General features: G+C 37.9%; 14 protein-coding genes. 4 read left to right on the top strand and 10 right to left on the bottom strand.

All coding sequences use genetic code 11. The features are described 5' to 3' along the window. Positions 1–32: 32 nt before the first annotated feature. The 4 genes from AC979_RS06350 to rplM all read right to left on the bottom strand — a co-directional run bounded on the left by AC979_RS06350 (position 33) and on the right by rplM (position 2,184). Complete coding sequence (locus AC979_RS06350; RefSeq protein ID WP_049373410.1) at positions 33–479, bottom strand: ClpXP protease specificity-enhancing factor; 447 nt, start codon at positions 477–479, stop codon at positions 33–35. Further along, complete coding sequence (sspA, locus tag AC979_RS06345) at positions 479–1,117, bottom strand: stringent starvation protein SspA (protein WP_005696172.1); 639 nt, start codon at positions 1,115–1,117, stop codon at positions 479–481. Before sspA ends, AC979_RS06350 begins: the two co-directional genes overlap by 1 nt. A gap of 229 nt (positions 1,118–1,346) precedes the next feature. Continuing rightward, on the bottom strand, positions 1,347–1,739 hold the full coding sequence (gene rpsI / locus AC979_RS06340; RefSeq protein ID WP_005696173.1) for a 30S ribosomal protein S9: 393 nt from the start codon (positions 1,737–1,739) through the stop codon (positions 1,347–1,349). A gap of 16 nt (positions 1,740–1,755) precedes the next feature. Then, the gene (rplM, locus tag AC979_RS06335) at positions 1,756–2,184 is read right to left on the bottom strand and encodes a 50S ribosomal protein L13 (protein ID WP_005628896.1); all 429 of its coding nucleotides are present in this window, start codon (positions 2,182–2,184) and stop codon (positions 1,756–1,758) included. Between the two features lie 329 nt (positions 2,185–2,513). Here rplM and metF point away from each other — a divergent pair, with 329 nt between their 5' ends. Continuing rightward, positions 2,514–3,404: a methylenetetrahydrofolate reductase gene (metF, locus tag AC979_RS06330; RefSeq protein WP_049365449.1), complete on the top strand. Its 891-nt coding sequence runs from the start codon at positions 2,514–2,516 to the stop codon at positions 3,402–3,404. 42 nt (positions 3,405–3,446) lie between these two features. Here metF and AC979_RS06325 read toward each other — a convergent pair whose 3' ends face one another. The 4 genes from AC979_RS06325 to pheS all read right to left on the bottom strand — a co-directional run bounded on the left by AC979_RS06325 (position 3,447) and on the right by pheS (position 7,748). Continuing rightward, on the bottom strand, positions 3,447–3,932 hold the full coding sequence (locus AC979_RS06325) for a C40 family peptidase (protein WP_049373409.1): 486 nt from the start codon (positions 3,930–3,932) through the stop codon (positions 3,447–3,449). Between the two features lie 47 nt (positions 3,933–3,979). After that, the gene (locus tag AC979_RS06320) at positions 3,980–4,279 is read right to left on the bottom strand and encodes an integration host factor subunit alpha (protein WP_005697518.1); all 300 of its coding nucleotides are present in this window, start codon (positions 4,277–4,279) and stop codon (positions 3,980–3,982) included. 13 nt (positions 4,280–4,292) lie between these two features. Further along, complete coding sequence (gene pheT, locus AC979_RS06315; protein WP_049373408.1) at positions 4,293–6,683, bottom strand: phenylalanine--tRNA ligase subunit beta; 2,391 nt, start codon at positions 6,681–6,683, stop codon at positions 4,293–4,295. A gap of 75 nt (positions 6,684–6,758) precedes the next feature. Further along, positions 6,759–7,748: a phenylalanine--tRNA ligase subunit alpha gene (pheS, locus tag AC979_RS06310; RefSeq protein WP_049365446.1), complete on the bottom strand. Its 990-nt coding sequence runs from the start codon at positions 7,746–7,748 to the stop codon at positions 6,759–6,761. 199 nt (positions 7,749–7,947) lie between these two features. Here pheS and AC979_RS06305 point away from each other — a divergent pair, with 199 nt between their 5' ends. Then, entirely contained in the window at positions 7,948–8,811 is an 864-nt protein-coding gene (locus AC979_RS06305; RefSeq protein ID WP_049373407.1) for a fructosamine kinase family protein, read from the top strand. 65 nt (positions 8,812–8,876) lie between these two features. On the opposite strand, the gene AC979_RS06300 is transcribed toward AC979_RS06305, so the two are convergent. Continuing rightward, complete coding sequence (locus AC979_RS06300) at positions 8,877–9,734, bottom strand: OmpA family protein (protein WP_049373406.1); 858 nt, start codon at positions 9,732–9,734, stop codon at positions 8,877–8,879. Between the two features lie 213 nt (positions 9,735–9,947). After that, a complete protein-coding gene (gene sohB / locus AC979_RS06295) occupies positions 9,948–11,003 on the bottom strand; it encodes a protease SohB (RefSeq protein ID WP_049373405.1) in 1,056 nt (351 codons plus the stop codon). 140 nt (positions 11,004–11,143) lie between these two features. Here sohB and asnS point away from each other — a divergent pair, with 140 nt between their 5' ends. Continuing rightward, positions 11,144–12,547, top strand: coding sequence for an asparagine--tRNA ligase (asnS, locus tag AC979_RS06290; protein WP_049373404.1), 1,404 nt, complete (start codon positions 11,144–11,146; stop codon positions 12,545–12,547). 128 nt (positions 12,548–12,675) lie between these two features. Beyond that, positions 12,676–13,368 (top strand): carbonate dehydratase, encoded by a 693-nt coding sequence (gene can / locus AC979_RS06285; RefSeq protein ID WP_049366615.1) that lies wholly within the window; start codon positions 12,676–12,678, stop codon positions 13,366–13,368. Positions 13,369–13,394: the final 26 nt, after the last annotated feature.

Here is a 13,394-nt window from a genome sequence, read left to right as displayed (position 1 = left end):
TTAAAATTAACCGCACTTTTGTTTTTCTTTCATTAATCCACAATTCGTAAATGAGATGCTGATTTCTGTAGTTTCTTTTCAGCCTTAGGCTTATCTACCGCTTCTGCAAAACTTAATGGCTGTTCTGATGTTGGCTCACGATTTAATTCATCGTAAATTTCTTCTGGCTCAAACATCACGCCATCACCATTTTCACGCGCATAAATGGCTAAAGCGGCGCCCATTGGAATATATAACTCACGAGCTACACCTTGGAAACGTGCATTAAACTGAATAAAATCATTCGTTAATTGCAAATTCCCTGTCGCCCCCGCTGAAAGATTTAAGACGATTTGCCCATCTTTCACGTATTCCACAGGCACATTGGTACCATAATAATTAGCATCCACCACTAAATATGGGGTGAAATCGTTATCCACTAACCAATCATAATAGGCTCTTAGTAAATAAGGACGTTTTGGAGAAGGTGTATGGATCATTATTTATCATCCATTAAATTTTTAGGTGCAGCTTCACCTACAGATTGTAAGAATGAATCACGGCTAAATACACGATCCATATAGCCTTTGATTGCTTTACTTCCAGTACCGCTAAATTCAACACCCATATTGCGTAATTTCCATAATAATGGTGCAACATAGCAATCGACTAAGCCAAACTCTTCACTCATAAAATAAGGGGTTTGTTGGAAGATAACTGATACCGCTAACAATTCTTCTTTTAACTGTTTTAACGCCTCTTCACGTTCAACTTCCGTGCCTTTTTCAGCAATTTCTAATGTCGGATACCAATCTTGTTCTATACGTAACATTAAAAGACGGCTTTTCGCACGAGAAACGGGATAAACTGGCATAAGTGGAGGATGTGGAAAACGCTCATCAAGATATTCCATAATAATGCGTGAGCTGAATAATACTAAATCACGATCCACCAATGTTGGTAATGTGCCGTAAGGATTTAATTCCATTAAATCTTCTGATAATGCTTGCAAATCAACTTCTTCGTTTTCGTAAGCAACACCTTTTTCAGCTAAGACAATTTTTACCTGATGGCAGTAAATGTCATTTTTATTTGAAAAAAGAGTCATTACTGAACGTTTACTTGATGCATTGGACATTTATTCCTCCGAAGATCCAAAATAATCTATATACTTCTACTAAAAGTGGGCGATTATTTTAACATAACCGAGAGCCAAATTGCCAATATTTTCTTATTTTCTTTTTAAAATCAATTGATTACAAACAAGAAGCAAGAAATCAAAGAGCGGTAATTTTAAATTAATTTGTTTTTTACAGATATAAAAAAAGCAGAGATTGCTCTCTGCTTTCTTGAAACGATAATAAAAATTAACGTTTGGAGTATTGTGGACGACGACGTGCTTTGTGTAAACCAACTTTTTTACGTTCAACGCGACGTGCGTCACGAGTAACGAAGCCAGCTGCACGAAGAGCAGGACGTAAAGTCTCATCATATTCCATTAATGCACGAGTGATACCGTGACGGATTGCACCCGCTTGACCAGAAATACCACCACCTTTAACAGTGATGTATAGGTCTAATTTATCAGTTAATTCCACTAATTCTAACGGTTGACGTACGATCATACGAGCTGTTTCGCGACCGAAATATACGTCTAATTCACGTTGGTTGATAGTGATTTTACCACTGCCCGGTTTGATAAATACACGAGCTGAAGAGCTTTTGCGGCGACCAGTGCCGTAGTTTTGATTCTCTGCCATTTCCTAAACCTCGTGATTAAATGTCTAATACTTGTGGTTGTTGTGCTGCGTGTTGGTGTTCTGCACCTGCATACACTTTTAATTTACGGAACATTGCACGGCCTAATGGACCTTTTGGCAACATACCTTTAACCGCAATTTCAATCACCGCTTCAGGACGGCGAGCGATCATTTCTTTGAAAGTCGCTTGTTTGATACCACCTACATAGCCAGTGTGCCAGTAGTAAAGTTTATCTGTTTCTTTACGACCAGTTACTGCCACTTTGTCTGCGTTGATAACGATGATGTAATCACCAGTATCTACGTGTGGAGTGTACTCAGCCTTGTGTTTACCACGAAGACGGCGTGCTAATTCAGTAGCTAAACGACCTAAAGTTTTACCTGTCGCATCTACCACATACCAGTCACGTTTTACTGTTTCCGGTTTTGCTACAAAAGTTTTCATTAATTAATTACCAAAATATAAGTTTGATACCCAGTGTTCCATATTGATTGAAACACAACCATTAATCTTAATCTCCACCCCTTCGAGTGTGATCTCGATAAAATAATGCACGGTGGGAATCCGTGCATTTACAGGGTCGGCGTATTATACCTATTTTTAGAAAAAATGCTAACTTTTTGTGCAAATAAATTGATTTTCTTTTAAAATACAACGCACAACAAACAATCATTAATTTCATTCATTATTTTGATGAAATCATTGAAATTGACGCATATTACTTCTTATCTTATGATAAGTCCATTCTAATAAAAAACGTAAGAAGGCATGCTATGAGCTACGCAAACGAAATTAACACTTTAAATCAACATCTTGCTGATACTAACAAAAAAATTAATGTCTCCTTTGAATTCTTTCCGCCTAAAAATGAAAAAATGGAAAGCATGCTTTGGGATTCCATCCATCGCTTAAAAGTATTAAATCCTAAATTTGTTTCCGTCACCTATGGCGCCAACTCAGGTGAACGTGATCGTACACATAGCATCGTGAAAGCCATTAAAGCAGAAACAGGTATAGAAGCTGCACCACATTTAACGGGTATTGATGCCACACCAGAAGAATTAAAAGAAATTGCAAAAGATTATTGGGATAGCGGTATTCGTCGCATTGTGGCTTTACGCGGCGATGAGCCCAAAGGCTATGCGAAAAAACCTTTCTATGCGGCTGATTTAGTTGAACTACTCCGCTCCGTAGCTGACTTTGATATCTCAGTTGCAGCATACCCTGAAGTTCATCCTGAAGCAAAATCAGCACAAGCAGATTTAATCAATTTGAAACGTAAAATTGATGCAGGTGCGAATCATGTCATTACTCAATTCTTCTTTGATATTGACAGTTATCTTCGCTTCCGTGATCGCTGTGCATCCATTGGTATTGAGGCTGAAATTGTTCCAGGTATTCTGCCTGTTACTAATTTCAAACAACTGCAAAAAATGGCATCATTCACGAATGTAAAAATTCCAGCATGGTTGGCTAAAGCATATGAAGGATTAGATGATGATCCTACTACTCGTAATCTCGTCGCGGCGAGTGTGGCAATGGATATGGTAAAAATCCTTTCTCGTGAAGGCGTGAATGACTTCCACTTCTACACATTAAATCGTAGTGAACTCACTTATGCGATTTGCCATACATTAGGTATTCGCCCTACAGCAAATCCATAAAAGAAAAGTGCGGTTAAAATTAACCGCACTTTTTTATTTCCACTATACTCGTCTAACTTGCCAAAAAGCTTTTTTCCAATAAGGGCTATTCATCGAAGAATAAATGACGCCACCTTTAGTTGAAGCGTGTAAAAATTTATCTTCTTTCACATAAATCCCCACATGATAGCCATTTGGTCCGCGTCCCGTTTTAAAGAAAATTAAATCGCCTGTTTGGATATCTTCTTTACGAACAAGTTTTCCGTAACCCGCTTGATCTTTCGTAGTTCGAGGAAGGTTGATATTAAAACGATCAATAAAGGTCTTTTGCACAAAACCAGAACAATCAATACCACCACGAGACTGCCCACCTAACACATAAGGTGTACCCGCCCATTCGTATTGTTGTTCACTTAACATGGCAATCGCTATAATCGGATCTCCAATCTGACCTTTATAGTTCATGGCATATTCTTCACGAACACCACTTGAACAAGCAAAAAGCAAAAAACTTCCTACGACTAAAAAAGCACATTTAATCTTATTCATGTTCAATCCTGACAAAAGTGCGGTCAAAAACGACCGCACTTTTCTTACTATTGTTTTGGCTTGGTATTTTCCACGCGAGCACGTAATTTTTGCCCTGGCTTGAATGCCACTACACGGCGCGCAGAAACAGGAATACTTTCACCTGTTTTTGGATTACGCCCTGGACGGGAAGCTTTATTACGAAGTTCAAAATTACCAAAACCGGATAATTTCACTTCGCCACCAGATTCTAACGATAAACGAATTTCCTCAAAAAAGTCTTCCACTAATGCTTTAGCTTCCGCTTTTTGTAATTGATACTTATCTAATAAGTATTCAGTAATATCAATTTTTGTAATCGTTGCCATGTTAGTCTCCTGTTTAGTCTCTAAGCTCCGCATTAAAGCGTTGTTTAACTTCGTTTAATACAGCAGAGATTACCGCATTAATCTCATCATCTTCAAGCGTTTTTTCATTATCTTGAATGGTTAAACTAATTGCTAAGCTCTTATGTCCGCTAGCAACGCCAATGCCTTGATATACGTCGAATAAATTGACTTGTGTTAATTTTTCTCCGCCGGCTTGTTTACATGCATCAATAATATCGCCTGCAGGGACATTATCTGAAACAACTAAAGCTAAGTCACGACGGTTCGCAGGGAATTTTGAAATCTCTTTGGCTTGAACCACACGACGATTTGCAATGGCATCCCATAAAATTTCAAAAACAACCGCTTTGCCATTTAATCCTAGTTTTTGAGCAATAAGTGGATGAATAGTTCCAATAAAACCAATTTCTTTTCCATCTAATTCAATTGCAGCAGATTGACCTGGGTGCAAGGCACTGTATGCTTTTGCCACGAATTTAACTCGATTCCCCACTTCGGTAAGAGAAAGAATACTTTCTAAATCACCTTTAAGATCAAAGAAATCAACCGTTTCTGCTTTACCTGTCCAACATTCTGATTTTGCTGTACCGGTAATCACACCTGCAAGAACAAATTCTTGGCGCACACCAAATTCTGCATTGGCATCAGGAACAAAACGTAATCCCGTTTCAAATAAACGCACGCGGTTTTGTTGACGATTTTGGTTGTATAGTACTGCACCGAGTAATCCACTTAACAATGAAACGCGCATAGCTGACATTTCAACTGAAATTGGATTTGGTAATACAAGTACTTCAATTTCTGGATGAAGTAAAGTTTGTACTTTTGGATCAACGAAGCTATAAGTAATCGCCTCTTGATAATCTGCATCCACAAGAGCGGTTTTAATTCGGCTTAAATCTAAATCAGACTCTTTATGCTCACGCATACGAAGATGTGCTAATGGTGCATTATTTGGAATGCTGTTATAGCCATAAATACGTGCGACTTCTTCAATGAGATCTTCTTCGATTTCAATATCAAAACGCCAGCTTGCTGAAGTTACAGTCCAAACACCATTAGCATATTTCACCGCAAAACCTAAACGCTCAAAAATCTCGGTCACGGTTTCAGTTTCGATATGATGTCCTAATAAGCTATCTAATTTTTCACGACGTAAAGTGACTTCATTGACTTTTGGTAAATATTGCTCACTCACCACTTCACAAATTTCGCCTGCTTCACCGCCACAAATCTCAAGTAACAATGCTGTTGCACGTTCCATTGCGTGACGTTGTAGCGTAAAATCAACACCGCGTTCAAAACGATGTGAAGAATCAGTGTGTAAACCGTATTGTCTTGCACGTCCCGCAATCGCTAGTGGTGCAAAGAATGCTGCTTCTAAAATTACATCTTTTGTTGTTTCAGCATCAACACCGCTAGCTTGACCACCAAAGATACCTGCCATTGCTAATGGACCAGTTTGGTCTGCAATCACTAAAGTATTCGGTTGTAATTTTGCGGTTGTACCATCTAATAAAACAAGTTCTTCGCCGTTATTGGCTAAACGTACTTGAACAGGTTGAGATACTTTTGATGCATCAAAAGCATGCATTGGTTGACCTAATTCAAGTAAAACATAGTTGGTAATATCTACAATAGGATCGATAGAACGAATACCACAACGACGTAATTTTTCTTGTAACCAAATTGGTGATTGCGCTTTAACATTGACATTTTTCACCACGCGCAATAAATAACGAGGGCATGCTTCTGGCGCTTTTAATTCAATTTGAACTTTATCTGAAATCGTTGCAGGTACGGCATCAAAGTGCGGTTGATTAACAACTTGTTTATTCACCACACCAACTTCACGTGCAACACCTGCAATACTTAAACAATCTGCACGGTTTGGCGTTAAACTAATTTCAATGGCTTTATCATCTAAATCTAAATATTCACGTAGATTTGTACCCACTGGTGCATCTAACGGTAGCTCAATAATACCATCTGCATCTACATCAATGCCTAATTCAGAGAATGAACAAAGCATCCCTTCTGAGGGTTGGCCACGTAATTTAGTCTTCTTAATTTTAAAATCACCAGGTAATACCGCACCTTCAGTTGCACATGCCACTTTTAAACCTTGACGGCAATTTGGTGCACCACAAACGATATCTAACAAACGGTCGCCACCAACATTTACTTTAGTGACACGTAATTTGTCTGCATCTGGGTGCTGAGCACATTCAACAACTTCACCTACAACCACTCCAGTAAAGTCGCCTGCTACTTTTTCAACGCCATCAACTTCTAAACCAAGCATCGTGATTTGATCACATAACTGCTCTGTTGAAATTGATGGATTAACCCATTCTCTCACCCAATTTTCGCTAAATTTCATTATCTCTGTATCCTTTATTGATGAACGTGTTACGTTCTAAATTAATCATTATCGTCAATTTAACCTAGCGGTTAATTACTTAAATTGTTTTAAAAAACGTAAGTCGTTTTCAAAGAATGAACGTAAATCTGTGACGTTGTAGCGTAACATGGTTAAACGCTCAACCCCCATGCCTACAGCGAAGCCAGAATATTCATTTGGATCAATACCTACGTTACGTAACACATTAGGATGCACCATACCACAACCTAATACTTCTAACCATTTACCATTTTTCCCCATTACATCGACTTCTGCAGAAGGTTCAGTGAATGGGAAATAAGAAGGACGGAAGCGAACTTGTAAATCTTCTTCAAAAAATGCACGTAAGAAATCGTGTAATAAACCTTTTAACTCGGTGAAGTTTGCTTTTTTATCTACATAAAGCAATTCAATTTGATGGAACATTGGTGTGTGCGTTTGATCGTAGTCGTTACGATATACTCGACCTGGCGCCATAATACGAATAGGTGGCTGCATTTTTTCCATGGTACGAATTTGCACACCTGAGGTTTGTGTACGAAGTAATAATTCAGGATTAAACCAGAATGTATCGTGATCAGCACGTGCTGGGTGATGTTTAGGGATATTTAATGCATCGAAATTGTAATAATCACTTTCGATTTCGGGACCGGTTTCCACAGAAAAACCTAACTCTGAAAAGAATTTTGTTACGCGATTGATGGTAATAGTCACTGGGTGTAAACCACCCGTTTCTGTTTTACGACCTGGAAGGCTCACATCAATACGTTCTTTTTCTAATTTCGCATTGAGTTCAGCTTGTTCCCATTCTGCTTTTTTAGCATTTAAAAAATCTAATGCCGCTTGTTTCGCTTCATTGATTTTAGCGCCCATTGCAGGACGCTCTTCCGCTGCAACATTACGCAATTCCTGCATAAGTTGGGTAAAATGCCCTTTTTTACCAAAATATTCCACACGAATTTCATCTAATGTGGTTAAACTTTTATTTTCGATTTGTTCAATCGCCGATTTTGCTTTCTCAACAAGATCTTTCAGATGTTGCATAGTTTCCCCTGATTATCTTTTCTAACTAAAATACACCTAATGATAATACTAACTCATTAAAAAATCACGCGTTTATTGGTGAATTGATGTTTCAGGTGAAAAATGACAAAAATTTTTGCTATTTTTTGAGATATATCACAGTAATTTTTAACGCTTTCGTTAGAATGAAGAAGAATCGACCATGTCTAGGAGGCGTATTATGTGGAAATCAATTTCTCAAGTCTTAGCTGATCAATTTGGTGCTTACTATAACATCAAAGAAAAAAACAAAGTGCCTGGTGGCGAAGTAAATGAAACTTGGCTCATTACGGATGGAATCCAACCAGTCTTTGTTAAAGTGAATGAACGGTCCTATCGTTCAATGTTTCGTGCAGAAGCTGACCAATTAAACCTACTAGGCAAAACCAATACAATCCGACTTCCGCAAGTATATGGTATAGGCTGTTCTCAAAACCATAGTTTCTTATTATTAGAAGCGCTTCCTATTACTCAACAAACCAATGCAACGCCACATTTTGCTGAAGAATTAGCAAAACTCCATCAAGTGTCTGGCACTAAAAACTATGGATTAGATTTTGATACTTGGCTTGGTCCTGAGTATCAGCCAAATAAATGGAATGGAAGTTGGGCGAAGTTTTTTGCAGAACAGCGTATTGGATGGCAATTACAACTCTGCAAAGATAAAGGTTTAGACTTTGGTGATATTGATTTAATTATTGAAAAAGTAAAACACAAACTTTCAAAACATAATCCTAAACCTTCTTTGTTACATGGTAACTTATGGATTGAAAATACCGCTATTGTAGGAAATCAAACCTTTACTTACGATCCTGCTTGCTACTGGGGTGATAGAGAGTGTGATTTAGCATTCAGTGAGCTTTTCCAACCTTTCTCAGCTGAATTCTATGAAATTTATGACCGCACTTTCCCACTTGACAAAGAAGGTTTTGAAGAAAGAAAACACCTTTATCAGCTATATTACCTGCTAAATTTCAGCCATCGTTTTAATGGAAGCTATATCAACTTAACCACTAAATTGATTGAAGAACTTCTACTTGAATAATTTCTTAAACATCAGATAAAAAAAGAGCGTAATTTTCATTACGCTCTTTCTATCTTCTCTATCTATTATTTTTGATAAAGAGGTGCTGGACCTTGAGTTCCACCGTTAACTTGACCACCTTCTTGTAATTTTAATACAGAACCAGAAGCAGTGATTTCTACACGACGGTTTGGACGTAAACAGTCTTTCTCAGCTTTACTTGCGTGTTTGTAACCGTTACAAGCTTTAACTTGTGGTACTTTACCGTAACCAACAGCTGTAATTTCAGATGTTACGCCATCTTGAATTAAACGAGCTTTAACACGGTTAGCACGACGTTGAGAAAGATCTAAGTTGTAAGCATCAGAACCTAAACGGTCAGTATAACCTGCAACTTTAACTTCTTTAGCACCAGTTTCTTTTAATTGTGCAGCAACGTTATCAACAACTTCTTTACCACGTGGAGTTAAAGTATCTTTATCGAAGTCGAATAAGAAGTCACCACTTAAAGTAAATGCTGAGTTGCCGTTACAACCATTTGGATACCAGAAGAAGCTTTGAGCATTGTGGTTTTTGTCAAATAATACTTTGTATTGACAAATTTTGTGAACACCATTTTCACGATAGTTGAACACATAATCCCACTCTTCAACACCGTATAAACCTTCAGAGAAGTGTGGACGACCGATTAGGTTATATAATTGGTCTTTGTTCATACCACGTTCGATCATACGAACGTTATCCCAGTTTGGCCATGAACCAAATTGGCTACCGTCATGGTTGAAACCAGCTTTATCAATCTTAGGCCATACGAGTTGTGGTACTTGTTGACCATCAACTTCTTTATATTCTGGAGTACCAGCTTCTGTAACTTTGCTTAAGTTACCACAAGCAGCAACTGTCGCTACTGCTACTGCAGATAATAAAATACGAGATAATTTCATTTCTTTACCTTTTTACTGTTAAGGTGCAATCCTTGCAAGAAGAACCTACACAACTAAACTTTATAAATTTTACAAATAAAACTATAAAAAGTTTCATGGCGTATGGTAGTCATAATTCTTTAACTTGTAAATAAAAAAACATTAAAAAATGATTTTTTATGGAACTTTTTTGTAAAGTTGTGTAAAGAGTTGTCAAATAAGTAAATTTTTTTCTTATTGAATAAAATCCTGTCCATTTTTTGTCAAATTTCGATGGATAATTCCCTCAATACTCTCTTCAGCTTGCTTACCTATTTTTTGTAAAAGTGGCTTTTTCACTTTATATTTCACGGAGATCACAGACTTATCTTTCATTCTTTCGAGAATAATATCATCACTGGTTGCTAACTCATCGACTAACTGAAGATCTAGCGCTTGCTGACCGAACCAATGCTCACCAGTTGCGACTTTATCCACATCTAAGTGCGGTCGATTTTGAGCCACAAATTGTTTAAATAATTGGTGAGTTTCTTCAAGTTCTGCTTGGAATTTCTGTTTTCCTTTTTCAGTATTTTCACCTAATACTGTAACGGTGCGTTTAAATTCTCCTGCTGTCATCACATCAACATCGACATCATGTTTTTTCAATAAACGATGAATATTGGGAATTTGAGCTACAACACCAATAGAACCGATGATCGCAAAAGGTGCGGAAACAATTTTATCTGCCACACAAGCCATCATATACCCACCACTTGCAGCAACCTTATCAACTGCAACCGTTAATTTAACCCCTTTTTGTTTTAAGCGAGCTAACTGCGAGGCGGCCAAACCATAACCATGAACAACACCTCCAGGACTTTCTAAACGTAGTAAGACCTCATCATCGGCTTTTGCTACATTAATAATCGCCGAAATTTCTTCTCGAAGTGCGGTTGTTTCTGATGCAGAAATATCACCTTTAAAATCGAGCACATAAACACAAGGTTTAGGCGTTTCTTTCTCACCATTTTTTAATTTCGCTTTTAACGCCTTTGCCTCTTGCTTTTTCGCTTTCTTCTCCGCTTTTTCTGCTTGTTTAAGTTCTTCTTCTGAAAGCTGGAAATCGCGTAAATGCTTTATTGTTTCCTTAAATTCTTCCGAAAGATCTGTCACGACCAATTCACCATGATGTGTTGCATTACGCTGTTTTGCTGAAATGATCATTGCGACAATAGCAGCAATCACAAGTAAAATCGTTAAAATCTCTAAAATAAAAATGCCATAGCCGGTCAAAATATCAGACCACATAGTTTTCTCCTAAAATAAAGTGAAGGCGTTATTTTACTGTGCAAGCCCGATTTACACTAACTTTTTATGGAAAATTTTGCGATTTAAGGTAAACTAACGCAGTTTTATTGCCTAATTTATAATGAATTACAGAGGTTTATATGTCTAAAGTTGCATCCATTGTCGATGTGTTACAAGGTAAAGTCGCTATTGGCGAAAAAGTTACCGTACGTGGCTGGGTTCGTACCCGTCGTGATTCTAAAGCAGGTCTTTCCTTCCTCGCTGTTTATGACGGCTCTTGCTTTGATCCTATTCAAGTCATCGTCAATAACGATATTGAAAATTATGAAAGTGAAGTATTACGCTTAACAACGGGCTGTTCTGTTATCGTAACCGGCACCATTGTTGAGTCACCTGCTGAAGGTCAAGCTGTTGAACTTCAAGCTGAAAAAGTAGAAGTGACAGGGTTCGTAGAAGATCCTGATACTTATCCAATGGCAGCAAAACGTCACTCAATTGAATACTTACGTGAAGTAGCTCACTTACGTCCTCGTACCAATATTATCGGTGCTGTAGCGCGTGTTCGTCACTGTTTAGCGCAAGCGATTCATCGTTTCTTCCATGAGCAAGGTTTCTATTGGGTGGCTACCCCATTAATTACTGCATCAGATACTGAAGGTGCGGGTGAAATGTTCCGTGTTTCAACGCTTGATTTAGAAAATCTTCCTCGTGGCGAAGATGGTAAAGTTGATTTCAGCCAAGACTTCTTCGGGAAAGAATCATTTTTAACGGTTTCAGGCCAATTAAACGGTGAAACTTATGCCTGTGCGTTAAGCAAAATCTATACTTTTGGTCCAACATTCCGTGCTGAAAATTCAAATACAACTCGCCACCTTGCTGAGTTCTGGATGGTTGAGCCTGAAGTGGCGTTTGCAACGCTTGCTGACAATGCGAAATTAGCAGAAGACATGTTGAAATACGTGTTCCGCGCTGTGCTTGCTGAACGTAAAGATGACTTAAAATTCTTTGAAAAACACGTAGATAAAGATGTGATTACTCGTTTAGAAAACTTCGTAAACTCTGATTTTGCTCAAATCGACTATACCGATGCGATCGACGTGTTATTAAAATCAGGTAAGAAATTCGAATTCCCTGTTTCTTGGGGGATCGATTTATCTTCTGAACATGAACGTTTCTTAGCAGAAGAATATTTCAAATCACCTGTTGTCGTGAAAAACTATCCGAAAGATATCAAAGCCTTCTATATGCGTTTAAATGACGATGGCAAAACTGTAGCTGCAATGGATGTTCTCGCGCCTGGAATTGGTGAAATCATCGGTGGTTCACAACGTGAAGAACGTTTAGACGTATTAGATAAACGTATGGAAGAAATGGGCCTAAATCCTGAAGATTACTGGTGGTATCGTGATCTTCGTAAATATGGTACTGTACCACATTCAGGTTTTGGTCTTGGTTTTGAACGCTTAATTGTTTATGTAACTGGCGTACAAAATATTCGCGATGTGATTCCATTCCCTCGTGCACCAAGAAATGCAAATTTCTAAAAATATTGTTTAAATTGACCGCACTTTCTTTAAAGTGCGGTCATCATTTTAGGCGATAAATTTATCCCCTATTTTATTTATTGTGTTTGAATCAATCTTTCAAATACATCATATTAAGGAAAGTAGAAATGGACAAAATTAAACAACTCTTTGCAAACAACTATAGCTGGGCGCAAAGAATGAAAGAAGAAAATTCCACTTATTTTAAAGAACTTGCCGATCACCAAACACCTCATTATCTTTGGATTGGCTGCTCTGATAGCCGTGTTCCTGCTGAAAAACTCACAAATCTTGAACCGGGCGAATTATTTGTTCATCGTAATGTTGCTAACCAAGTTATTCATACGGATTTTAACTGCCTTTCAGTTGTACAATATGCCGTTGATGTACTCAAAATTGAACATATTATTATTTGCGGTCATACAAATTGTGGTGGTATTAAAGCAGCGATGCAAGATCACGATCTAGGGTTAATCAATAACTGGTTGCTCCATATTCGTGATATTTGGTTTAAACACGGGCATCTATTAGGCAATCTTTCAGCAGAAAAACGTTCAGATATGCTCACTAAATTAAATGTTGCAGAGCAAGTTTATAACCTAGGACGCACATCTATCGTAAAAAGCGCTTGGGAACGTGGACAAAAACTCTCCCTACATGGCTGGGTATATGATGTAAATGATGGATTCTTAGTAGATCAAGGTGTTATTGCAACAAGCCGAGAAACCCTTGAAATCTCTTACCGTAATGCAATTGCTCGCCTATCTAGCCTCGCGGAAGAAGATATCCTGAAAAAAGAACTTCCAGAAAACGAAGAATAAAAAAAGTGCGGTTAAATCTAATGAAA

Origin of the sequence: Parahaemophilus parainfluenzae (assembly GCF_001053575.1) — a bacterium.
GTDB lineage: Bacteria > Pseudomonadota > Gammaproteobacteria > Enterobacterales > Pasteurellaceae > Haemophilus_D > Haemophilus_D parainfluenzae_S.
The sequence above is the reverse complement of the archived record's forward strand: the minus strand, read 5'-3'. Positions and strand labels throughout refer to the sequence as shown.